21 protein-coding genes are annotated in these 24,013 nt (G+C 40.9%); 9 read left to right on the forward strand and 12 right to left on the reverse strand.

Features of this window, described 5'->3' with window-relative positions:
- The first annotated feature begins 25 nt into the window (after window positions 1-25).
- The gene (locus tag OQX63_RS01975) at window positions 26-1,633 is read left to right on the forward strand and encodes a S41 family peptidase (protein WP_265849217.1); all 1,608 of its coding nucleotides are present in this window, start codon (window positions 26-28) and stop codon (window positions 1,631-1,633) included.
- Window positions 1,634-1,740: 107 nt separating this feature from the next.
- Here the strand turns inward: OQX63_RS01975 and OQX63_RS01980 are convergent, their stop codons facing one another.
- Both OQX63_RS01980 and OQX63_RS01985 read right to left on the reverse strand, forming a co-directional pair.
- On the reverse strand, window positions 1,741-2,100 hold the full coding sequence (locus OQX63_RS01980; RefSeq protein ID WP_265849218.1) for a response regulator transcription factor: 360 nt from the start codon (window positions 2,098-2,100) through the stop codon (window positions 1,741-1,743).
- Between the two features lie 77 nt (window positions 2,101-2,177).
- Window positions 2,178-2,588, reverse strand: coding sequence for a DUF3253 domain-containing protein (locus OQX63_RS01985; RefSeq protein ID WP_265849219.1), 411 nt, complete (start codon window positions 2,586-2,588; stop codon window positions 2,178-2,180).
- Window positions 2,589-2,656: 68 nt separating this feature from the next.
- Between OQX63_RS01985 and OQX63_RS01990 the strand changes: the two genes are divergently transcribed.
- Together OQX63_RS01990 and OQX63_RS01995 are read left to right on the forward strand one after the other, a co-directional pair.
- A complete protein-coding gene (locus tag OQX63_RS01990) occupies window positions 2,657-3,727 on the forward strand; it encodes a glycosyltransferase family 4 protein (RefSeq protein WP_265849220.1) in 1,071 nt (356 codons plus the stop codon).
- A gap of 1 nt (window position 3,728) precedes the next feature.
- Complete coding sequence (locus OQX63_RS01995) at window positions 3,729-4,775, forward strand: glycosyltransferase (RefSeq protein WP_265849221.1); 1,047 nt, start codon at window positions 3,729-3,731, stop codon at window positions 4,773-4,775.
- Here OQX63_RS01995 and OQX63_RS02000 read toward each other — a convergent pair.
- Entirely contained in the window at window positions 4,772-5,593 is an 822-nt protein-coding gene (locus tag OQX63_RS02000) for a glycosyltransferase family 2 protein (protein ID WP_265849222.1), read from the reverse strand. The two genes, OQX63_RS01995 and OQX63_RS02000, sit on opposite strands and share 4 nt — an antisense overlap.
- Before the next feature lie 258 nt (window positions 5,594-5,851).
- Here OQX63_RS02000 and OQX63_RS02005 point away from each other — a divergent pair, with 258 nt between their 5' ends.
- A complete protein-coding gene (locus tag OQX63_RS02005; RefSeq protein WP_265849223.1) occupies window positions 5,852-6,646 on the forward strand; it encodes a murein L,D-transpeptidase catalytic domain family protein in 795 nt (264 codons plus the stop codon).
- Here the strand turns inward: OQX63_RS02005 and OQX63_RS02010 are convergent.
- The 6 genes from OQX63_RS02010 to OQX63_RS02035 form a co-directional block, all read right to left on the reverse strand.
- Window positions 6,643-8,172, reverse strand: a complete 1,530-nt coding sequence (locus OQX63_RS02010; RefSeq protein ID WP_265849224.1) for a L,D-transpeptidase family protein — start codon at window positions 8,170-8,172, stop codon at window positions 6,643-6,645. The two genes, OQX63_RS02005 and OQX63_RS02010, sit on opposite strands and share 4 nt — an antisense overlap.
- 339 nt (window positions 8,173-8,511) lie before the next feature.
- Window positions 8,512-10,644 carry a DEAD/DEAH box helicase gene (locus OQX63_RS02015; protein WP_265849225.1) on the reverse strand — a complete coding sequence of 711 codons (2,133 nt, stop codon included), beginning with the start codon at window positions 10,642-10,644 and terminating at the stop codon, window positions 8,512-8,514.
- Window positions 10,641-11,954, reverse strand: coding sequence for an ATP-binding protein (locus OQX63_RS02020; protein WP_265849226.1), 1,314 nt, complete (start codon window positions 11,952-11,954; stop codon window positions 10,641-10,643). Before OQX63_RS02020 ends, OQX63_RS02015 begins: the two co-directional genes overlap by 4 nt.
- Window positions 11,951-13,345 carry a tellurite resistance TerB C-terminal domain-containing protein gene (locus OQX63_RS02025; RefSeq protein WP_265849227.1) on the reverse strand — a complete coding sequence of 465 codons (1,395 nt, stop codon included), beginning with the start codon at window positions 13,343-13,345 and terminating at the stop codon, window positions 11,951-11,953. Before OQX63_RS02025 ends, OQX63_RS02020 begins: the two co-directional genes overlap by 4 nt.
- 188 nt (window positions 13,346-13,533) lie before the next feature.
- Window positions 13,534-14,082, reverse strand: a complete 549-nt coding sequence (locus tag OQX63_RS02030) for a TerD family protein (RefSeq protein WP_265849228.1) — start codon at window positions 14,080-14,082, stop codon at window positions 13,534-13,536.
- A 343-nt stretch (window positions 14,083-14,425) separates the two neighbouring features.
- Window positions 14,426-15,322: an SDR family oxidoreductase gene (locus OQX63_RS02035; RefSeq protein ID WP_265849229.1), complete on the reverse strand. Its 897-nt coding sequence runs from the start codon at window positions 15,320-15,322 to the stop codon at window positions 14,426-14,428.
- A 131-nt stretch (window positions 15,323-15,453) separates the two neighbouring features.
- On the opposite strand from OQX63_RS02035, the gene OQX63_RS02040 reads away from it, so the two are divergent.
- The 3 genes from OQX63_RS02040 (at window position 15,454) to OQX63_RS02050 (ending at window position 17,393) form a co-directional block, all read left to right on the forward strand.
- Entirely contained in the window at window positions 15,454-15,873 is a 420-nt protein-coding gene (locus tag OQX63_RS02040) for a winged helix-turn-helix transcriptional regulator (protein WP_265849230.1), read from the forward strand.
- Window positions 15,874-15,996: 123 nt separating this feature from the next.
- Window positions 15,997-16,914, forward strand: a complete 918-nt coding sequence (locus OQX63_RS02045) for an AraC family transcriptional regulator (protein WP_265849231.1) — start codon at window positions 15,997-15,999, stop codon at window positions 16,912-16,914.
- Between the two features lie 101 nt (window positions 16,915-17,015).
- Entirely contained in the window at window positions 17,016-17,393 is a 378-nt protein-coding gene (locus OQX63_RS02050; protein WP_265849232.1) for a VOC family protein, read from the forward strand.
- Between the two features lie 16 nt (window positions 17,394-17,409).
- Here OQX63_RS02050 and OQX63_RS02055 read toward each other — a convergent pair whose 3' ends face one another.
- From OQX63_RS02055 to OQX63_RS02065, 3 genes are read right to left on the reverse strand one after another with little or no spacing between them, the layout of a single operon-like run.
- Window positions 17,410-18,891, reverse strand: coding sequence for a TolC family protein (locus OQX63_RS02055; RefSeq protein ID WP_265849233.1), 1,482 nt, complete (start codon window positions 18,889-18,891; stop codon window positions 17,410-17,412).
- Window positions 18,892-20,250: an HlyD family secretion protein gene (locus OQX63_RS02060; protein WP_265849234.1), complete on the reverse strand. Its 1,359-nt coding sequence runs from the start codon at window positions 20,248-20,250 to the stop codon at window positions 18,892-18,894.
- Window positions 20,243-21,247 carry an ABC transporter transmembrane domain-containing protein gene (locus tag OQX63_RS02065; RefSeq protein WP_265849235.1) on the reverse strand — a complete coding sequence of 335 codons (1,005 nt, stop codon included), beginning with the start codon at window positions 21,245-21,247 and terminating at the stop codon, window positions 20,243-20,245. The genes OQX63_RS02060 and OQX63_RS02065 overlap by 8 nt, the downstream gene beginning before the upstream one ends.
- Before the next feature lie 521 nt (window positions 21,248-21,768).
- Here OQX63_RS02065 and OQX63_RS02070 point away from each other — a divergent pair.
- Both OQX63_RS02070 and OQX63_RS02075 read left to right on the forward strand, forming a co-directional pair.
- Entirely contained in the window at window positions 21,769-22,626 is an 858-nt protein-coding gene (locus OQX63_RS02070; RefSeq protein WP_265849236.1) for an AraC family transcriptional regulator, read from the forward strand.
- A gap of 72 nt (window positions 22,627-22,698) precedes the next feature.
- Window positions 22,699-23,904, forward strand: coding sequence for an FAD-dependent oxidoreductase (locus tag OQX63_RS02075; protein WP_265849237.1), 1,206 nt, complete (start codon window positions 22,699-22,701; stop codon window positions 23,902-23,904).
- Window positions 23,905-24,013 lie beyond the last annotated feature (109 nt).

Genomic DNA, 24,013 nt, shown 5'->3' on the forward strand with positions numbered 1-24,013 from the left:
TTTTCTTTGTGGAAATTCTTATTCCATGCGATACCTGTCCATTTTTTTGGCCATTTGTTTGGCCACTTCCTGTGCTTTAAAACAGAAACAATTTTCACCTGATTTTTCTTCATCACCTGATGGTGTTCCGCAGTTAACACACCAGCAAATGCTGGCCGATCATGATTCCCTGGTTTCTTATATCCGACAGGTTAGTCCGGTCATTTATTTTAATCAGGAAGTCAGGCAAATTCATTTTGATCATTATGCCAAGCTACTAAGAAAAAAAATTAAACCCGGCATGGACATGGGTGCCTACCTCTTTATTGTTGAGCAAACGTTTAATGCTGCCCAAGACGGGCATTCGAACAGGTTGGGAAGCTGGCAACTGGATATCATGAAAAGCAACTGGATTCCCAATGGTTTGGTTACAAATATTGATACGAATACGATCAACTATGGTTACCAATATGAAAACTATGCTAATAAAAACTTTTCGGCCAAACTCAATCTGAATCTTGCATATACCAATGGTGAATATTATAATCTTCTACCCTTCACTTACAAAGATCAGAACTACCCTGCGGGAATGAAAGTATTGTCTTGTAATGGCATGCCGGTTCACAAATTTGTGAATAAAGAGATCACAGCAATATCGCCGTTAAGGTGGGACAGACAATACAATAGAGTATATCATGAACGTTTCTATCGACCTGTACAGATTTTTAATCAGGGGCAGTTGAAATTTGTTTTTGAAGAGGATAATGAGCAGAAACATCAACTCACTATTGGTTATAAAGATACCCTTCAGTTTACGCAGAAAATCAAACATCCATTTGGTTATAATGGTGAACAAGAGCCACTCACCACACATTATTTTGAACAGGAGAAGATTTTTTATGCACGGATGCCCTTAATGATTGAAGCTTATGGAGATTCATTAGCAAAAAAATTCAGTGAGCTGACCTCCGGAAAACCTGTTAAAGCCATTGTGTTGGATATAAGGGGAAATGGTGGCGGCAGTGATAATACCTACGCTAATTTTTTAGGAAAAATAATGAACGATACCTTAAAGCAGGATGTTGTTGTGGGAAGAAACTTTAGCCCTTACAATCAAAAGCAATTTAAAGTAAATACCGATTCTGTAAAAAATAAAAAGGGATTTTCATTTGAAGTTAATGTAGCTACCTTGAATGCACCAGATATGTATTTTATTTCTATCCCTAACTTCAAATTTGTAACACCTGATAGCCTGAATGCAGGCTTCAAAGGAAAAGTATATCTTCTACAAGACCGTTTTATCTATTCTTCAGCTTCCAACCTTTCTAACCTTGCCAGTAAAAATGATCAGCTGGTTAGTATTGGAGAAACCCCAAATTTATTAGGCGGTTTACAAACAAATCCTTCCATTCTTCAGTTACCCTACAGCAAGATTATTTTTAGGATTGAGCCTCAGATTGATTTTACCGGTGCAATAAAAGCAGCCGATGCTTTCCAGAACCATGTTGAATATCCGGTAGCTTACACCATTAAAGAATTAAAAGAAAGAGTTACGACAGAAAAACCGATATACGGTCGTGATTTTTTGTATCGCAGCGATCCTATGTTTAAAAAAGTACTTCAGCTAGAACAAGTGAACAGCAGTCAGCGTTAAACCAGCTGACCTGTTAATTATTACATTTTGCTGCCTGATAACCGCCCTAACCAACTGCTGGTTTAAGGCAGCAAAGTAAATATTCAACTCACAGAATAATCAAGTGATTAATTTACCACGGCATTCACCCTGGCAGCAAAGTCGTCTATATTGAAAGGTTTTGCAATAAAATCATCCGGAATGCATTTTTTGTTGACTTCCGTTATAGATGAATGTGCAGACATCATCAAAACTGGAATACCCAGGGTACGCTGATCATTCTTCACCTCCCGGCAAAGGTCATGTCCATTACCATCAGGCAAACGTACGTCCAAAATCATCAGGCTTGGTGCAGCAAAAAGCAAATCCTTTCTAAAACTCCTAATATCAGGATACAGTTTAACCTCATAATTCTCCTCATCCAATAGCAATCCGATGATTTCCCTGATATCCTGATCATCCTCTAAAACCATTATTCTCTTTTTCATTTTCGTTCCGTGTGTATTTATATAACCATTTGGATTCCATTTAGTTTTAGCAGAACCAAAACAATTAAATTATTCACTTAATTGCTTTGTTTGATCCTCACAGGTCCTTTAATCTTTCCAACATCTATCGCCTTACCTTTTTGGGTGATTAAAATTTTTCCATCAATACTCAGGTCAATTGCGACTTCCATAATAGTCCCCATATGTTTCCGCCAATCGTTTGGAAAAAGCATCCTGGCAATTTCAGACGGGCAGGTACTTTTATCGGAGCCGCGCTGCTCAGCCACCATTAATATCCGCGCTGCTATGATTTGCTTCTCTTGCATCATCGGTATAACACATTCCGTCATCAGTTGGTTTCCGAATACTATTCTCATCAACAGTAAATGCTCCACATTATTATAATTGTTGAAAATCCTGATTACATCCTGACTTTCAAAATTGCTTTCGGGTTTAAATACGGGAAATAATACAAAAAGGTCCGGCATCAGTATTAGTCAAAACTTTCATCGCTCTGCCCTAGTTGTTATGATAACCATCTTTTTTAAAAATCCCTATGAATATTGGAATAATAGCACATTTAAAACATCCCATCCGTAAACCATATATGGGCGGCCTGGAAGCTTTCACATACGAGGTTACCAAAAGGTTTATTGCTAGAGGACACACCGTAACTTTGTACGCAAGTGAATTGAGCGATCCTGACCTTAATGTTAATGTGATACTCACAGATGTAGATTACGATAGGGAAACACTAAGCAGGTTCAGGGCTCACGAGTTGAGTGAAGATTTTATATCCACACATCATGCTTATTTAGAACTTATGCAAGATATTGATGGCCGTGAACATGATGTAATCTTCAACAATAGTCTTAATTATGTGCCACTTACCATGTCTACCATTACCGCAACGCCCATGGTTACCGTACTGCATACCCCTCCTATTTTTGAAATGAAACGGGCGATGTTACAAGAGCGTAAAATAGGAAGAATGCGGTATGTAAGTGTTTCAAAGCCCAATGCGCTTGCCTGGCAGCCTTTCCTTAATCATTGTGAGGTGATCTGTAATGGCGTAGATATTTCATTATGGAAATTTTACGCGCAACCCGCTGGTGATTACCTGATCTGGTTTGGAAGGATTCATCCGGATAAAGGAACGCACATTGCTATACAAGCGGCTAAATTGGCTGGCTATCCTATTAAAGTAGCAGGCAGTATTGCCGATTTACATTATTTCCAAACTTATGTTGAACCGCTTATTGGCGAAGGTGTAGAAATGCTTGGAAATTGCAGCCACGAAACACTTAATGAATTAATTGGCAATGCCAGGTGCGCGCTGATTACCCCTTGCTGGGATGAGCCTTTTGGCCTTGTTGTTGCAGAAAGCCTCGCCTGCGGTACACCCGTAGCGGGCATATCCCGTGGCGCATTGCCCTATCTTGTGACTGCCGGAACGGGTTGTCTCACCAGCAGCAATGACCCTGCCGATCTTGCAAATTGTGTGGCTGCAGCTGTAAATATGGATCGGGGCGCCTGCCGCCGTCAGGCCGAAGAAAACCTGGATATTGAACGCATGATAGATGCTTATGAATTGCTGCTGATGGAAACAGTTAGCCACGTAGCCTGATATGGAAATTGCTTTTTACGTTCATCACCACGGATCCGGGCACCTGATGAGGTGCCTGGCGATTGCTTCTGCCCTCAAAAATTGCCATATTACTTTTTTGGGAAGTAGGCTTGAAGCGCACAAATCGTTGATTCCGAAATCAATTGATCTTATCTTTTTACCGATGGATACACCTAACCAGCAGGATCGTGATTTCCTGGATCAAAACCTGGAAGGGTTGCACTATGCACCACTTAATATCGATGGACAGCTCCAACGGGTGAACAGGATAACCAGTTTTTTAGCCAGCCACCCCAAATTACTATTTGTTGTCGACGTTTCAGTTGAAATTGCCATGCTTTCGAGACTTTGTGGTGTGCCAACAGTTGTGATTAGGCAACATGGTTTAAGAGATGATTTACCCCATCAGATCTGCTTCCGCAATGCAGTTGGTTTGTTGGCCCCTTTTGATGTGCGAATGGTGGGACATGGTCCCGAATGGGTAAATAATAAAACTTTTTATACCGGTGGGTTAAGTCGGTTTGCGCCCAGTGCAGATACATCAGACGCCAGCAAAAAGCATGTAGCCATACTTATTGGCAATGGCGGCACCAGTATAAATGGAGAATTTTTAGATTATCTCTCCAAGCAGTGTTTGCAATGGACATTCCATATCTTGGGCGATAGCCAACATGTGAGTACCGTTAATAATTTACACTTTCATGGAAAATTGAATGATCCTCAGGATATATTGGCAAACTGCTGCATTGTAATAGGTAATGCCGGTCATAACACGCTGATGGAATGTGCATCGCTCAACAAACGTTTTATTGCCATAGCTGAAAAACGCCCTTTTGAAGAACAGGAAGAAAAAGCCCGCATCATCGAAGAACTGGCATTGGCAGTACACGTACCTGCCTCTGAAATACGCTGTATTGATTGGGAAGAAATGCTTGAAAATTTGTTAACTACCCGCCCAAACTGGACGGGGTTTATCAGCAGTGATGCAGCCGAAAGGGCAGCAAATTATTTAATGAACATGCATAGCGATATTTTTCAGCATCATTAAGTCAACTTCAGTGCTTTTTCCATTTCCATGGCCGAGGGCATGCGCTTGAGCTCAATATCCTCCTCAGACCATTTGATCAAGCCTGCGCGCTCAAACTTCGCCAGCCAACCTTCCATAGGCCAAATCCCCCATTTTTTCCTGAAGGATGTTGCATTACTCACAATATCAACAAGATGGTTCATAGGCGGGTCGTAACTTGGGTGATACTGATGAAAAGCCATCGCATTTATCGTATGTATAGGCACACCTTTTGCCTTAGCGGCAAAAGCAAAATCGGTATCTTCTGCCCCATATCCCGTAAAAAATTCATCAAATCCACCTATTTGCCTGAAAACGGATTTACTACAGCCAAAATTAAGCGACCAAAAAAGTTCATATGGATATTGGTCAACATTTTCGCGTACCGGGTCTGGTATGCTATATTCTTTCATACATGCTAAAAGATTTTCTTTTTCCATCACTTGCGCGGTAAGATAGCGAACCCGGCCAGCAATGAGTACATCCCGATTGTTAAAGGTTTTATTGTAAACGGATAGAAAATCTGATGCTGGAATACAATCAACATCAAGAAATATCACGTGATCAAAACAAGCAAAAGATACAGCAGCATTTCTTGCAGCGGCCAGTGGTAAATGATGCACGCTACTAACTACGCGCTGTTTGATAGGGAAACTGCAGGCAGGTAATTGATATGCTTCCTCGTTCATATGTACAATTACAAGTTCAGCAGGTTGCTGAGCGCCGCGTTCCAAACCACTAATCATATTGAGGAGTGCAGCCCGGCGGTTTTTAACAATCGTAACCAATGAAATATCCATGATATAATGAACCTATCCAGTCATCAAATAGTTTGAAATACATCATTTCTAAACGGAAATTAACTTAAAATCTGTGCAATATACTGTAATTAAAACACCCATTTCAACAGCATAATCTGGATATTTATCATCATCATGTAATTGTCAGCATTTAATTGATATTAGTAAATTATTTCCTAATGTCGTATATTTGTTACACAATCAAATCCAAATAGCCTATTGCAGAAAGCCCTACTTAAACATTTCAATTAGTTATCTATGAGAAAATACATCTTGGGCATCTTCTTTATTATTTTATCCTTAAGCTTTTTCCTATTGGCCATGAGCGATAAAAAAATCGCACATCCGAAAAATGTTACAGGTGTTTCGACTGTGATAAAACCAAGTTATGCTGCTTACGCAAGAACACTTTATAACCAGGTTCATTTAAAAGATTCGGGCCTGACATATCCGGTGTTTGAAAAAGCATTAACAGGATTTTATAACTTAAAAGAAGCTGGCAGACTATCGCAGCATGCGCTGTTGAGCATTGCAGACTTTGATCAGAAAAGTTCCAAAAAAAGGCTTTATGTGTTAGACCTGGCTAGAAAGAAAATTATTTTAAATACCTGGGTGGCTCATGGTCAGCGCAGTGGCGATGATGAAACAGTCACTTTTTCCAACAAAAACGACTCCTATCGCAGCAGTATCGGCTTTTATGTAACTGGTGAGGAATACGTAGGCACGCATGGCAGATCGCTTCGTTTAGATGGTATGGACGCGGGTTATAACGATAATGCCAGAATGCGCGCTATCGTTATTCACGGTGCACCTTATGTAAGCCAGGGTACAATTGAGGCTTTAGGGCGTTTGGGTCGAAGTCAGGGTTGTCCGGCGGTGAGTCCTGAACTATCCAATCAATTGATCAGTGCAATGGGCGAAGGGAGTGTACTTTTTATCAATAAAAGTGCAGAGAAATATGCTTCGCGTTACCTGGATGAGCAGCATGCCGCATTGGCGGTATTGCCAGCCCTGAACAACAGTGCTGATCAGGGCCAGATTCACCTGGATTAAGCTTTATTTAAGTGAGTATAAAGCACAGCATCCTGACCGTAAATATCATTGGCAAACATGAGCTTACCACTTGTTGAATCTTTCCAGCAGGTAAAATAGTTCAGGTATACAGCCACCTTTTTCGGAAGCGCAATATCCTCCGCTTTTGGGTCTTTGCTTTGCATACCCTCATTTATTTTATTGAATTTATCACCAGTACCAAAAAGTGCACGGGCAAGTTCTAGTGGCTTTTCTACCCTTACACAACCATGGCTTACTGCCCTTACCGCCAGGTTAAAGGCCGCTTTTGCCGGTGTATCGTGTAGGTAAACGCTGCTTTGGTTATTAAACAGGAATTTGATTTTACCTAGCGAATTATCTGCTCCCGGTTGCTGTTTAAAAGTATAGGTTTTCCCTGCATCAGGTGCTGACCAGTCAATGGTCTCTGTATCTTCAACCTTTTTTCCTTTATAAAAAACATCAATATTTTTGTTGCTCAAATAATAGCGGTCTTGTGCAGCATATTTGGCAATTTCATTACTCGCTATACTTTCAGGGATATTCCAAACCGGATTAACCTGTACACTGTGGATCATACTTTTAAGTTGAGGGGTTTCGCGGTTAAATGCACGGTCTTTTTTCAGATCGTTTTCATCGTACTCCATTAATGAAGTTGACTGTCCTGTGTTACGTCCTTCCCCTACGCAAACTTTCATGCTTAAAACCGGTTTTTGTTTTTCGATTACCTGAAGTTCAAAAGCTGGAATATTAACCCATACATATTTATCTTCCTGTTCAGCAGTATGCCATCTCAGGCGTTCCATGTTTACTTCAATAATACGCCTGGTTTCTTCAGCAGTATGTCCGGGAGCCGTAATATTTTGATTCAGGGCAGTTTGTAACATTTTATATGCTTCGGAGCTGGGTTGAATACTATCCAAAAAGGAAGTGAGATTACTGGTTTGGTAAGGCTTTTTAAATGAAATGGAATCTGGTCTGAGTACCTTGGTATAAAACTGTGCAAATATTTTTCTGGGGCTCACTATTCCGTATTGCATCGCCGCAGTATAATCGGTAATAGCACCGCTGGCTACCAATTCGAGATCAATAACAGCATCATAAGCTTTATCAAGCGTATTTACCTCCGTTTTGGAATAGATTTTCTCCAATGCAATATTAAATTTTGTCGACTGGAAGTTTTCGGCCGAAAGGCCATGTTCTTTTGCCGCATTAATCTTTTTTGAAGCATTCATTAGTCCGCTATCAGCGAGGAATTTAGAAATTAAAACCGGCTGGTAATCTGCCTGCTTATAAATTTCCTGCGTAAATTTTGGATTGGACATGGATTTACCCCTTTTGCTTAATGCAGCTTTAAACTTATCGCTTAATACATCAGCATCGAGGTCTTTATATAATTTATTGCCGGTAATCTTGGATAGTTCAGCACCTGTTTTAGATTTAGGCTTATTACAGGCCTCAAATAGCATCAATAAGGGTAAAAGCATAAACAGGCTTTTCAAAAATTTAGGTAAAGTTTTTTTGTTCATGCTCATATAATTTGTTTTTGGCCAAATTGTTTTTCTTATTCAGCTAATCAACTTTAAATCAATTATTTAATTTTTAATCCAAGAAAAAGAAGGCATTATAAATTTAACAGATAGAAAGATGCTGACCACGAAGTAGCTATTAGGCCTTTAAACCAATAAAAACTGCTAATAAAATAAATTCAGCATGACGATCGCCCTGGGAACATATGATAAATAACTATAGAATTAACAAAAGATGTGTATACACAATAGGTATTCGTAGTAAATGACGACCTCAATGTATTACCTCAATTTCCAGCTGCACGATAACCAAGCTACTTAAACAAATCCATTACCCGATTAAACAACAGTATTACTCACCCAGGTAAATTCCTTGAACAGCTCCGCCCCTTCAAAATCAAAATAGCGCTGTTTGAGCAATCTTAATCGGAACTTCACAGGAAGATAAGTGGCCCATTTAGATCCTGACAATATATCGGGATGTGCATATAAAAAATTCTCCAGATGTAAATCCAGATCATCCAAAGATGGAATAAGAAGTTTACTCAAAGCCCCAACATCCAGTATAGCATCCTCAACACCAAACTTGCTCTGGTCATCATGCATATGAACCTCTACCCCGCTTAGCGCCCACAAAAAAGAAAGTGTCCTGTTGATACGCGATCCGGTGAACGAATAAAGTGCGAGCTCCTTTGCCCCGATGAGCATAGGCCGCTGCAGATTAAGATCCGTTAATGGAAATACACTGAACTCCTTGCGTAATTTTTCTATTTCTATGGCGCTGTTTTCATCCAGCACCGGAAAAAGTTCTGCGCTAAAAAGGATCTCCATCATTTTTTCACGGATCCGCGGATGTATATCCCCACCCTCACCAAAAAACAGCGGCTTTCTACCATCATTTGCAGTCACTACCTCAATCTTTTTTGCTTCATGATCTACAAACCTGATCTTCCAGATTTTTGCCGCCAGCAGGATATTTTCATTTTCCCGCACCTGCGCGGTAACCGGAATCTGGCCAATCCCAGTACCCGAATTAACAACCTTATAATATGGCTGCATATTAAACACCGTATAAAAATCGCGCCCATTAACGATCTTTTCTCCTTCTATACCGATAATGAGTTCCCTTCCCAGTTCCTCCAAAAAGTCGATTGCGATCAGGTGGTCCACAATTTCTGCAATCTCAGCCTCATCGATCAGTTTAAAGGCATAATTTTGTTTCAGTTCTGCTACCAGTCCCTTTTTTGTGATGCCTAAACGCTCCTTAGCGATTGAGAGTGCCTGATGAAGCAGGATATCATAGGGATAATCAATAATTTCAGGAGGTTCGATAAATCCTTCCAGATACAACAGCCAGCCAGCTAGTGACTGTAACAAACTCCAGGGATTGGTTGCGTACAACAGCAATCTGCTTTTAGCCCCCTCCCTGCGCCCGCTTCTGCCCACCCTCTGGATGAGCGAGGCGATACTGTGCGCTGCATCAAGCTGAACCACCTGATCGACTGAGCCGATATCAATCCCAAGCTCTAGCGTTGAGGTACAGGCGATGGTAAAATTCCTCCTCACTTTGCTTTTCGCAAACTCCTCTACATATTCCCTCACCTGCTTATCAACAGATGAGTGGTGCGAAAAATAATTCTCATGGCCACCTACACGCTCAGCTATCTTCATCAGGCTTACCGCAACCTCCTCGGCTTTGCCCCGACTGTTGGGAAAAACCAACACCTTTGCATCTCTGGTTTCCCGGTAAAGATCCTTTAACAGTTCGATAGGTAAATTATGCGCCTTCTGCTCAAAATATTTAAAAACGGCATCCAGATCTTTTGAAGCAGGGTCTCTTAACACGACTGTTTTTTCAGGATTGCCCGTAAACTTTTTGGCCTCCGCAAAATCGCCCAGCGTTGCAGATAAACCCACCACCGAAAAACTGCCGGCATTAATTCCCTGCAGCCTGGAAAGCAGCGATTTTAAATGAACACCTCTATCAGAACCGATAAAAGAATGGATCTCATCAATTACCACATATTTTAAATTGGTAAAAAGGTTTTTAATATCATAGGGTTTATTGGCAAACATCGCTTCCAATGATTCGGGCGTAATCAGCACCACGCCTTGCGGATCTTTTAGCAATTTACCCTTAAGCGATCTGCTTGCCTCGCCATGCCACTTGGTAACCATGATTTCCATATCACTGCACAGGTCTTCCACCCGCATAAATTGGTCATTGATGAGTGCAATCAGTGGTGAAATGTAGAGTACCGCAACCCCACGCTGATTAAAATCAACCTTTGAAAGGATCGGAAGAAATGCCGCCTCGGTTTTTCCCGAAGCAGTCCTGGATGCCAGGATATAATGTCCATCGTCGCCCATGATCTTTTTGATCGCGGCTGACTGGATATCGCGGAAGCTTTCCCAACGCTTGTCTCTTACAAATTTTCTTACCGCGGGCGATAACAGTTCGAATGCCGTCACAGTTCTTCGATTCCGTCCAAAATAAGATCATCAGGCCTTTCATCCGAAATCTGCACCTGCGAAAACAGGCGGTTTTTATCAAGGCCTGGATTTTGCCGCAATATGTTCAGGATATTCAGAAAATCGCGGATCACCTCCCTTGGCGTCAAAAATTCATCGGCTCCAGGTTTATTGAACATTTCTTCCATAAAGTTCAGGATATCCTCATCATTGATATTGATTTCAGTTTTATAGTTGAAATCAAAAATCAGCTTGAGTTTTTTGAGCAGTACGAATATCTCATTATTATCTAGCGGTAATAACCTGATTACTGGCTGTGCAAAATCCCTGATCCCTGCAGTTTCGAACTTATTGGTCTCCAGCCTTGTTTTCAGCGCATTATAGCTGAACAAACCCCTGCGTTCGTTCTGTAGAAACTCAAAAGTGCCCGCAAAGTTGAAAAATAAGTTCGATACCTTTCCCTGGAAACAGTCGTTATAAATACTCAGGATTTTTTCATAGTTCTTTTCCCTCATCGCCGCGGTCGAGATTTTATAAAGATTGATCGCCTCATCAAGATTGATCATAAAGCCACTATAGCCCATACTTACAAATAGCCGGGTAAAGTTCTTCAGCATATCATAATAATTAAGGTCATTGATGATTTCCCGAACGCCAAGATCCTGCCTAGCCTCTGTTCTTGTTGTATACTCACCTTTCAGCCATTTCAGTGCGCTCCTTCTGAGCATATCATCACCGGAAATATAAGCCTGATAGTATTTTAATACGACTGTACCAAAATCAAATCCGCCGGCATCTGAAAGATCATTGATCGTTCTCATAATCGCATTCTGCACCAACGGGAGGTTGACCTCATCACGCATAGCATGGATAGGAAGCTGGTTTTCTTCAGCTGTTTTGGTCAATACCTGTTCAATCCATTTCTCTAGCAAGGTTGGCAATGCGCCACCCTCAGGTTTGGTCTGGATCGAGATGTTATCCATAATGGCAGCATATAATGCGAGCCCTTTTCCATCATTTGCATACAACCTGTTATCTGGTGTAAAATCGGCTTTGGCTACTACAAATTTCTGTTTCAGCGCAACCGTATTTAACAGGTGAAGGATAAAAGATTTTCCCGACCCGAAATCACCGATCCAGAACTTGACCATGCTATGCCCGTTTTTTACATCTTCCAGTGCCGCAACAACCGCATCGATCTCTTCAGACCTCCCTACCGTAATATGCTGTATCCCAATTTTGGGCACTACCCCACCAATAAGCGAATTGATGATCGCAGTAGCCTCTTTTGGTTTTAAATTTTCTATCATTTTGCTAAAATATTTTGATAATATTGTTCGTAAATCACATAATTTTCCTCTTCTTCCTCGATCAGCACATCGTCAATCGTTTCAAAGCAGGCTTCATTGATGCTGTCGATCAGCTGGTTTTTAAAAACACCCCTTTCCTTTGCCATTTCCTCAATCTCGGATTGTGGGACCGCGAAGTTATTTCTACTAAAATGAATCAGAATATCACTTTGGAGGGCAGAAAGGTTAAGTTCATGAATAAAAACTTTCCCTGCTCCGTCTGTAGTTAACATTACCTGCTCGTGTATATCCTGAGCAGGTAGAACCTCGGCCACAGCAATAGGTTCTTCATCTTCCTGAAGGTATTTGTTTAGCAGTTCAACGGTACCTGAATGCCGCTGTTTGATTGCCTCAATCGCATCAGCATTGAGCGAAATTTTCTTGCGTTTAGGAAGCAACAATGAGGAAACAGCAGCAAGTGCCTGTCTGATATCACGGCTGGCGATAAGGTTTTCGATCACCACCTGAAAATCATGGAGCTGTTCATCCGTTTTAAACAGCTTTTTAATATTGGTTTTATTTAGCGGCCGGTTATCAAAGGTATCAGATAAAAGATCAGCATAAATATAATGGATATATAAGGTAAGCGCAGCCTGAGGATTTACAGAAGAGATATCTTTGGATGCTTCATAGTAGATCATTTCAAGGGATGGATTGGCACTGTTCAGTTCAGCCAGATCCATCACCAAATCCAAATAGCGGGGTATATCACTTTTGAATTCCTTGCTGATCTGCTCAAAAGCCTGCCGCCACCTGCCAGGGCTCTGTGCGTATAATAACCGTTCAGTTTTCCTGTCGGGCATATCTACCCTTGGAATCCAGATCATAAGCACCTGAGCGAGTTTATCGGTAATCCTGCTATGGTATGCTGATAAAACCTCTTCATCGCTGAGATCTACATCCGTGTTTATTTTTCGGGTATGGCCATAATGAACCCTGAGCGCATTCTCGGCATGTTTAAAAATATTATAGTAGATATCCGTCAGTGAGGATAACATGGTATGCTTATAACTATAATCATTGAGCCCGTTTTTGAAACGGCTCCGTGTCATCAGGTCTGCCACAGTATTAAACTCTACTTCAATGGCTGTTCCCTGCTTTTGGTATTTATAAGCAAGATCATCCAGGATAAGCACGAAAAGTTTGACAATCTGCGACCTGCAAAAGGGAATGCTGCTGAAATTGTTGCTTGGATACCATAAACGGTTGAGGATATCAACCTGCTGGCCAGACAGGTTTAACTGCTTTTGGTATTCGTCACCCAACCTGTCTACCGCAAAGGCATCATCACCAGCAACGGAAAATGAGATGCGCTCGCCTGCACCGGTCACATCAACTATAGATAAATCCATGAATGTTATTGATAAGAGTCCTTTAATTTAGCTTGCGGCAGCTAAAAGCATGATAAATTATACCACACTGCCATATACACTAAGATAATCAACTTCTGACGGTATTTCCAAATCAGCTCAGCAGTTATCCCTGCCTATGATATTATCTGGCTGACATTCCTTATCCGGCCGGTATCTTCATCCATCAATTACTGGTACCTGTTGATGTAATCCTGAAGGCCGCCCTTCATCCCTACGCCAACGGCCTCAAACCTCCATTCGCCGTTACGTCGGTAAATCCGCCCAAATTCAACTGCGGTTTCGATCGAGAAATCCTCTTCCAGTTCGTATTTTAATACCTCTATACCATCCTTGTCTACAATCCGCACAAATGAATTACGGACCTGTCCAAAATTCTGCCTGCGCACTTCAGCCTCATGGATCGTTACCACTATACATAGCTCACTCACTAAAGGATCAACAATGGACAAATCCACGTTTATGGCCTCATCATCCCCATCACCTTCACCTGTCAGGTTATCTCCAGTATGTACCAAAGCACCATCAGGCGAAGTGAGGTTGTTGTAGAATATAAAATGATCATCGCTGATCAGCTTTTTGTTTTCGCCCAGCATAAATACCGATGCATCAAGATCAAAATCATTACCTCCGAAGTTATTGGTGTCCCAGCCCAATCCGATAGTAAATTTCGGAGCCTTTAAATTTTCTCTTTGTCCTTTTTGGAGATTAATTGCCATATGATTTAGTTCCTGTATTTAATCTAAAAATATAAAAGATTATGAAGAAAACATTTTTAAGTTATCAATTAATATTAATTATCTGACAGATCCTGCGTGGCAAATATCGCATCAAGTTTAAGTTTTTCTTTACGGATAACCGTAAAGGGAATAAATTGATTGGCTGAAACCGTCAATTTCCTCGCACCTTATTTATTTTCAATATCATTATGTTAAGGTTTTTAACCACAGATACAAATAGATAAACACGAATTTTATATCTGTTGCACCTGTAGTTAATTAGTATTACCTGTGCCGATGGCTTAACTTAATGACCGTGCATTTATCATAAACCCAGCATGTACTAATCCATAGTTGATTCAAAATACGCCTTTAAAGTTTTTGTTTTCCTACCTAACAAGCGCTCCAAATCGCCTGATTGATACTCGAATTCACCTCCTTCCATTGCGGTTATCCAGCTCGTTAAAAATTCGGCAACCTGAAGCGGAACTCCTTTTGCCACTATTCCATCAATATATGCTTCTGTTGTAATAGTCGTAAAAGGAACTGGTTGACCTTTTATTTCGGAAAGGATTTGTGCAATGTCGGCAAATGAAACGGCTTGACTGCCGCCTAATGAGTACATTTTCTTTTTGTGTCCTGGTGTAGATAGTATTATGGCATGAGCTTCAGCCAGTTCGTCTCTTGTAGCAGGAGCCATTTTTCCATTATTTGCCGGAACTTTTATTCCATTTTGGTAAGGATTGGGATCAAAGTAGAGCGATAAAACATCAGTAAAAGGTGGATGGTATACAATGGTGTAATCAAGATCTGAAGATTTAAGTACCTGTTCGGTAAAAAGATCAGACTCCGTAACTTCAGGCACAATGCGCCCTGAACCTTCTTTACGCATTACAGCCATATACACCACGTGTTTAACACCAGCCTGGCGTGCGGCAGTAATTGCATTAAAGTGTTGGGTAGAACGGTCTGTGAAAGCGACCGTGCTTGTGAGCATCACCTTATCAATACCTTCAAACGCACTTAATAGCGAATTATAATCAAAATAATCACCAAAACGTACTTCTACACCTTGATTAGCCAAATCTTCTATTTGTTCTTTTTTGCGGGAAAGCCCGATAATCCGGCTTGCCAGAATTCCTTTTTTTAATAATTGCTCAACCGTAGCTTTTCCCATCGAACCAGTAACCCCGGTTACCAATATTTTTTCATCCCGTTGTGTTGTTGAATAGTCTTTCATCTTTTCTTTTATTAATTTAAAATAATTAAATTCGCTTTTACTTTGCAAGTTAAAAATTGAAATTTAACTTTCAAATTGCAAGCACAAAAATAAGTATTTACTTTCAAATTGCAAGTAGTAATTATAAAAACATGAAAACAAATGAAATGCGTTCCGATTGCCCCATCAGTTCATCACTGGATATTTTCGGCGACAAGTGGTCGCTGTTGATTGTGCGCGACCTTATGCTTCATAAAACCCGTACTTATGGTGATTTTACAAAAGCGAAAGAAAAAATAGCGACGAATATATTGGCCAATAGGTTACAGGTATTGGAAGAACAAGGAATAATCATCAAATTACCCTATCCTGATAACAAAGTAAAAGGGCTTTATAAACTGAGTAAAAAAGGTGTTGATTTAATACCTGCTGTGATCGAAATAGCGCTTTGGGGTAGCAGTCACCTATCCGATACGGATGAATCTTCTCCATTTATCGAAGAAGTAAAAAAGAACAAAGTAAAATTTCTGAAAAAAATAATGGATAAACTAATGGCAGAAGATGCGGCCTGATGGAAATCAAGTCTATAAATTATGTCCTTTCAGTTGTAATTTAGTAACGGTTTTTATATCAAATGGTTAAGCCCGTTTTGATGAAATACAAATCAGCATATCAATAGCTTAATATGAAATTGCATGAATAGATCGACCTATATTTACCAGCGAAGGATTAATCAGGTAATCGACTACCTTAACCAAAACCTGGACAGATCTATTCCGCTGGAAGAGCTGGCAGCTGTTGCATGCTTTTCGGCATTTCATTTCCACCGGATATTTACCGCTGTAATGGGAGAGACTGTTCATGCTTTTACCAGTAGGATGCGGATCGAAAAAGCTGCCCGTCTTCTTAAATTTTCTAAAAAACCCATTTTCGAAATCGCAGCAGCATGTGGTTTCTCTTCCGCAGCAACATTATCACGCCAATTTAAACAATACTTTGCCACCTCACCGGGCCTTTACCGTAAAGGCGGTAATATAAAAAACAGCAAGATCTGCAAAGAATTACAGCCGGTAAATGAATATCATTGTGACCTGAAACAGGAAGAACTGAAACAGCTTTTTCCTATACAGATAAAACAGATGAAGGAAAGGAGGATTGCATACATCCGGGTAACTGACGCGTTTAAACAGGGAGTAGTAATTTTAGCGTTTTCAAAATTGATCGATTGGTCAAAGGAAGTGGGTATTTATGAAACAGAGACCATTTTTGGTATGTCTAAAGATGATCCAGAAGTAACTCCAAAAAAGAAATATACTTATGAGGCCTGCATAACCCTGCCTGAAAATTTTAAGTTAAGCCAAGGCAGCCCGGTCCAAACGACAGTTCTGCCGGCATGTAAATATGCATTTACCAGCGTGTGCGGCGATATCAAACTGGTTGGAGCAGGCATCAATTTCCTTTTCGACAACTGGCTGATTAATAGTGATTATGAATGTGAAGCGCAGCCAGGGCTGGAAATATTCTTAGATAAGGAAAATGTGTGCAACTGGAACCATTTCGATCTGGAAATTGGCATACCCGTTAAATCAGCGATAAATTATAAGGTAAAATGACAATCAAAGTAAAAAAAACGGGATTAGTTCTCCTCATATTGGCGGCATCCTTTCTTTCAGGTTTTACCGCCAGTACAATTATGAGCAGCAATAAACAAAAAATGAAAAGAGTAACCGGTATAGGGGGCATATTTTTTAAATGCAAGAACCCCAAAGCAATTAACCAGTGGTATAAAACACATCTGGGTTTCGACACTACGCCGTATGGAACCAGTTTCGAATGGCGCGATATAACAGACAGTACCAAAAAGGGACTTACGCAATGGAATCCATTCCCTGAAGACACAAAATATTTCGAGCCCTCGGCAAAGGATTTCATGATCAATTATAGGGTTGAAAACCTGGAGCAACTAGTTGAAGTGCTTAAAAAAGAAAATGTGACCATTGTTGATCAGATTGAAACATTCGATTACGGCAAATTTGTCCATATTTTAGATCCGGAAGGCAACAAAATTCAACTTTGGGAGCCAAAAGATTAAGTTGATACTACAGCTATCAGCGTTCTAAACGTTTTCCTGCCTGATAATAAATCTCCGCCATAGCTTTTTGCAAGTTAGCTACCAGCTCAGCCTGCTTAACCTGCATTTCGATGAGTTTGGTCTCTCTCGCATTGATCAAAAAAAGATTGCTTTCTCCCAGGTCAAACTTTTGCTGCTCACCATTAACTAGTGTACGTTGGCTGGCAACATTCCTGGTTTGTAGCTCAAGTTGTCCCATATAACCTTTGTATTGATTAAATGCAGACAAAACTGCAGTCTGGATTTCCCTACCTGTTTGCTGTAGACCGTATTCCATATCAGCCTGTTTTATTTTTACCTCACGGAGTTTACCACGCTCCTCTCTTAAAAACAAAGGGATAGAAAAATCGATACCAACCTTATAATTGGCTAACCGAAAATCGTAGCTATCTGCTACATAAGAAAAATCTCTGCGGCCGGCTAAAAAAGCACCTTTTACGCTTAGTTTTGGCTTTAACATCTCCCTCCTATACTTCTCCTCAACGCTTAGTTGTGCCTGCTTGCTTTTGATCTTTAACAGCGTTGGATGATCTTGTGTGGCATGGCTTACCAATGAATCGAGCTGCAGACTGTTCACCATAGCCCGTGTATCTGCTACATTTTCGGGTCCAGCAAGCGAAGGAAGTTCCTGCGGCACACCATCAGCAGACCATAGATTATTGGAAAGTACAAGCCGTGCATTGTTTAATTTAACATTAGCTTCCTGAAGCTGAACCCTGCGGTCTTGAAGCGTAATAGATGCCTCTACAGAATCAATCGGTGGCTTATCTCCAATAAGTACCTGCTCTTTTAAAGCACGGAATCTTTTTTCAGCGAGATCAACGCCTTCAGCAGTAAAACGTTGCTGTTCGAAAGCGTAATACCAGCTCCAATAGTCTTTGAGTGCATAAAGCCATACCGCATTAATCTGCGAAATTTTATCTGCTTCTGCATAGTCTACCATAATCTTTGCCTGGCGCAGCGTACTTCTGCGCGAGTCGATCAACAGCCCCTGCCCCAGCGGAATGCTTAGACCTATACCTGTGAGCCCAGTATTACTGGTTCTGGTTTCTGGATTATTATAAGTACCTACATTACGGTCATAGCCAATATTTAAATCGGCGCCTGCCAGCCAAAGCGGAACCTTGAGCTGGCTGTTCCAATGGTTATAATATTCAGTGCCACCAAAAATTTTCCTGCCGAAGGAGGCTACCACTTCCGGATCGAAATTTCCCAGCGATTGCAGGACTTTGGCTTGTGAGGCCTTAGGTAGCAGGGCAGCTTGTTTAACAACCGGATGTCCTGTTAGTACAATTTCCTGTAAATCGCGGATTGAAAATACCTGGTCGCCTGCATCTGCTTTTTGCTGGGCAGATGCAGATAAAATCATAACAGACAGGAATACTATGAAAAAATTGCGCTTAAATGATGCCGCTAACCATCCTGAACCTGAAGCACGCGTTGCGTAATAAGTTCTCATTTATTTGTTATTGATATTTTCGGCTGTTGGTGCCTTGTCTAAACTTGGTGGAAACCCATTGAGCTGTCGCCAGATTTCATACCATACCGGAACGGAGCGTAAAATCACCCTACCGTAAACCCCAGAGCCCTGACGCAATTGAATCGGCCATGGTTCATCGCTTTTAGGTATGCCATCAAGCTGCCTAACCAAAATTCGGTATTTGCCGTTTGTACTTACCCTGTCAATAACAGATACCTTACCTCCAAAAGTACCTACCGCAACCGATGGCCAACCAGAAAACTGAACTGAAGGCCAGCCCTCAAACTGTAGCCGAACATTACTGCTGTCCAAAATGAGTGGAACATCCATCGCATCAACGTAAATTTCAGCAGCAACTTGTGGAGATAATGGCTGCAGCGTTGCCACAGACTCTCCTTCTTTAATATTCTCGCCGATACCTGCTTTATATGTTTTTACGATATAACCATCCTGCGGCGCACGCACTACGTAAAGTCCCCTTCTGATATCGATATTTCTCATTTCATTGCGCAATTTTGATATCTCTTCTCTTACAGATGCTTTACCGGAAATCGCGGAGCTAAGGTCTGACTGGGCTGAGGCTAAAGACTGTGCATACTTTACCCTTATGTTGTCAAGTTCGATAACGGCATTGGCCAGTGATTGCCTCGAACTATTGAGTTTGTTCTCCTGCGCAACTTCTTTGGCTTTATCTTCGGCAAGCTTCAATCTTCTCGATTCGATATCAGTCAAGGAAAAAAGGCCATTTTTATACCCTACTTCATAGCGTTCCAATCTTACTTTACTGGTTTGGTAAATGTTTTTTACAGCCACCAGTTCGGCACTATCAATAGTTACGTTATTCCTTGCCTGCTTAACGTAATTGCGGGCTGCGTTAAGCTGTACTTTTAAGCCATTGTTCAGGGCATTGATCTTGGCATCATTTGCTGAAATTTTCTGTTCTGCAGCTTGCTCGCTCCCCCTTTTGGCATTAAGCTGCTCACCCAAACGTTCAGGCAGTTCGGGATTGAAGTATGAGTGACTGGTTTCAGAAAGTACCAAAATGGTATCGCCTTTCTTCACCTGTTGTCCTTCGGTTACCGCCCAGTACTCAATACGCCCGCCAATTTGGTTTTGTATGGTCTGCGGCCTGTCTTCAGGGCGCAGGGCTGTAACAGTTCCACGACCTGATATTGTCTGTCTCCAGGGAAGTAGCAATATGATCACAAAAAGCACAGCTACCCCAATCATTATTCTTCCAAGTAACCTTGGTCCATTAACAGAAATAAGTTGCCCTTTAGATAACACGGCATATTCATTCACCTTGCTCACCACCAGTTTTTTGGTCTGATTAATCATGTTGTTGCCCTCCTTCCTCTAGTTCCATATCGGTTACCACGGCGAGTTTCTCGCTGCCTGTTACCATATCAAAAACGGTATTTAAACTGGTCATCAACTTTTCAACGGCATAAGAAATCTGTACAATAATTACTTCTGCTGCAACAAATTGCCCAAAAGTCATCTCTCTGTTAACGACAAAATATGACCCCAGGAGCAAAAGTGCTCCCATTAAGGTGGTCCTTAAAACTATTGCACTGGCGAACATTCGTTTCAAAATGCTAAAGTGATCGTTTCTGGCTTCCACATATTTGGAGGTAATTTCATCTGTCATTTTTACTATTTTATCCATTTCATGCTTTTGCCCACGGTAAGCATCCAAATTGTCGGCAACATTTTCCAGGTAAGCCACAACCTCGTATTTATACTCCGATTCCTCAATACTGGTTTCTACTCCCCTACGGTAATAAATGGCAATAATTACAACAATACAAGCAATGGTAAAGATTCCAAAACCAATAAATATCGGGTGGTAGAATGAGAGCAGTATGGCGCTAAAAAATATCAGTACGCCTGATGCTACAATATCTATCAACAGCTTGGTAAGACCTTTTTGAATGGTGAGCACATCAAAAAACCTATTCACCAGTTCCCTTGGATCCTCCCCCTCAAACTCCTTTTTTTTGATCCTGGGCAAACGGTAGGCAAATCCAATTGCCGCTTTGATAAAAATCTTCTGTTCTAAATACTCTACCAGGGCAAGTTGGCCCATAAGTAGTATTCCACCAACCACAATTCCGATTAAAATCGCAGCTATTAAAATATAGGTTGAACTGTACATAGAGCCATTGGCGAGCAGATTAAAAACCGCTGACGTACCTAGTGGAAGAGATAATCCGATTACCCCAATGAAGCCGGCATATAAAAAGATGTAATTAATCGTAGAGCGCTCTACATGAAGCATTTCTACAAGCCGCTGCCAAGGCGTGGGGCGTAGGTTTGTATGGTGTTTTTTCATAAAATTGTACACCTAACACCTATATGGCAAATTATGTTTTGTGAAAATGTGTCTTTTTAAACTTCACTCTTATTGATTTTACCGCTATGATATGCTTTACTCAGTGAGAAATATTCCATTGTACCCTATTATTATTTGAAACAGTATTTATTATACAAATCCATTAAAAGGTTTTAGCCATTTGCTAAGCTTCTTCAATTCATAGATTTGATGTACTGTAGTAAACAAAATACCCGCTAAGGATTCATATTTTTATTGCAAATCAATGACGTTATTGGTCCTGCTTTTTTATACACTATTGAGCAATGCGGAACTGGCTGTTGATGGGAATCCTTAACCATACCAGTAAATATATATTGTGCATTTGCATTTAGAAAGATAAACAATGCGAATACCGTGAAAGATAGCCTTTTGACAAAATATGTTGATATTTCCATATCTGATATGATGATAAACAAACTAGAATGGTTGCGATAATATTTTGAATCCTTCTTTTCTGATATCTTTGTTAAATTCCAGCTATGGCAAAAAAGGTAATACATATTCCGGTCAACATTTTACCTAAAGGTACTAGCCGGGGCATCATGATGTTAAGAAGATACTTTGACGGATATCCTGATAATGAGCATGTCCGGCGGTCACATCGTGATCATGGCTATACGTTCATTTTACAGGAAAAAGGAATTACACACATTGAGATAGACTTTCAAACCTACAGTATTCAGGCACCCGCAATCATATACCTGCATCCAAACCAGGTTCACAGGTTGATCGCATTTGAAAGCGCCCAAATCAGCACCTGGATCATTGAAGACGAAAACCTCCATCCAGAATACCTAAGGGTACTGAACAACCTTATGCCAGCAAGTATTCTGGAACTAAGCAATGAAATCCTTTCCATTTTATTGCAAATGGTTGGTGTATCTTATACGCTTTTCACAGCATTGGAAGCCAACTTATATCATACCACGTTAAAAGAGAGCATCAATACCTTAGCCGCATTCATCACCTCACTTTATCAGGCGCAATCCAAGCTTACTGAAAATCACAATAGGTTTCATGTTGTAGCCAAAGCGTTCAGAAAAGAACTGGAGGTTCGGTACAAAACCGTGAAACGTCCGGCATTATATGCAGATTTTTTGAACCTGTCAGCTTCTTATCTCAATGAATGTGTAAAAACGGCTACCGGGCAATCGCTTTCGAACAATATACATCAACGCGTTATCTTAGAAGCTAAAAGGCTTCTTTATCACTCCGACAAATCAGTAAAGGAAATTGCAACTGAACTCGGCTATGATGATTATTCTTATTTCATACGACTGTTTGTAAAAGTTACCGGGTCACAACCTTTACACTTCAGGCGTAAAAACCGCGAATAGTCCTATACTTACACGGAATAGACTTTCATCATACAAATCAAATGGTGTTCTTTTGTGCTAATAAAATGGCATATGGAAACTTCTAAAAAAATAAATTTAATAAATGGTCGCCAAATAGCAATTGTTGGTGGCGGCCCCGGCGGACTTACCCTGGCGCGATTATTACAGCTCAAAGGTGCAGATGTAAAAGTATACGAAAGGGATATTAATCAAAAAGCACGTGTACAAGGTGCAATTGTGGATCTGCATTATAATTCTGGACTGAAAGTGCTTGAAGCAGCCAGCCTGATGGATGCTTTTAAAGCCCGATATATGCAAGGCGCAGATAGCTTCAAGCTGGTAGATGAAAATGCAGATATCTTATTGGATGATTCTTTTCAAAGTGGCAGATTTACTTTTGGCGATGAACATTTTCGCCCCGAAATTGACCGCGGTGCGCTCAGGGATATCCTGATCGATTCATTACTTCCCGGCACCGTGGTGTGGGGCAGTCAACTTCTTAACCTTTCTTTAGTTAATGGCAGATGGGAAATGCAATTCAAAAACGGCACTTATGCCAGCTCAGACCTGGTTATTGGCTGCGAAGGCTACCGCTCCCACATCCGCGAATACGTGACAGATATCAAGTCAGTATACACTGGTGCAGCCATCATTCAGGGAGAGATCGAGGATCCCAAAACAGCTTGTCCTGAAATTTACAGCCTGTTAAATAATGGAAATCTTATGGCAACAGGACCGGGAAAAATGCTTGTGGTCCAGCCAAGGGGTGATGGCGGCCTAACCTTTTATGCAGCATCTATGTACCCTGATAATTGGGAGAAAATTAGCGGTATAGATTTTCATCGTCCTGCGGAGGTAAGTGGTTATCTTAGCAATTTTTATAATGGCTGGCATCCGGCATTCCATACATTGTTTAGCGCCTGTTCACACTACACCTACCGGCCGCTCCTTTACCACCCGTTAAAACAACGCTGGCAAACCAAACCCAACATCACCATTTTGGGGGATGCCGCTCATCTGATGCCGCCAAATGGCGAGGGCGTAAATTTAGCGATGCTGGATGCACTTGACTTAAGCGATTGCCTGACGAACGGGGTTTATCAGAATATCGAATACGCATTAAGGGCTTATGAAGAATTGATGTTTGCAAGAGCTTCTCCTATCAGCGAAGAGACAGTAGAGGGGATTGAGGATTTTGCTTCGCCTACTAAAGAATCCATCCAAAAACTCATACAGATTTTCGGGGATGATGAAAACGCTTGGAAAGACACGAAGTAAAAACCCAGAATATTATTGACGCATTTTATTTAGAAATAAATGCATTCTTTAAATATCTGTGTTAAGTACCACCATCAATAATCAAGATGTGAACCTAACCTTTTTAACG

Source organism: Pedobacter sp. PF22-3 (genome assembly GCF_026239555.1).
In the GTDB taxonomy this organism is placed as follows: Bacteria; Bacteroidota; Bacteroidia; order Sphingobacteriales; family Sphingobacteriaceae; genus Pedobacter.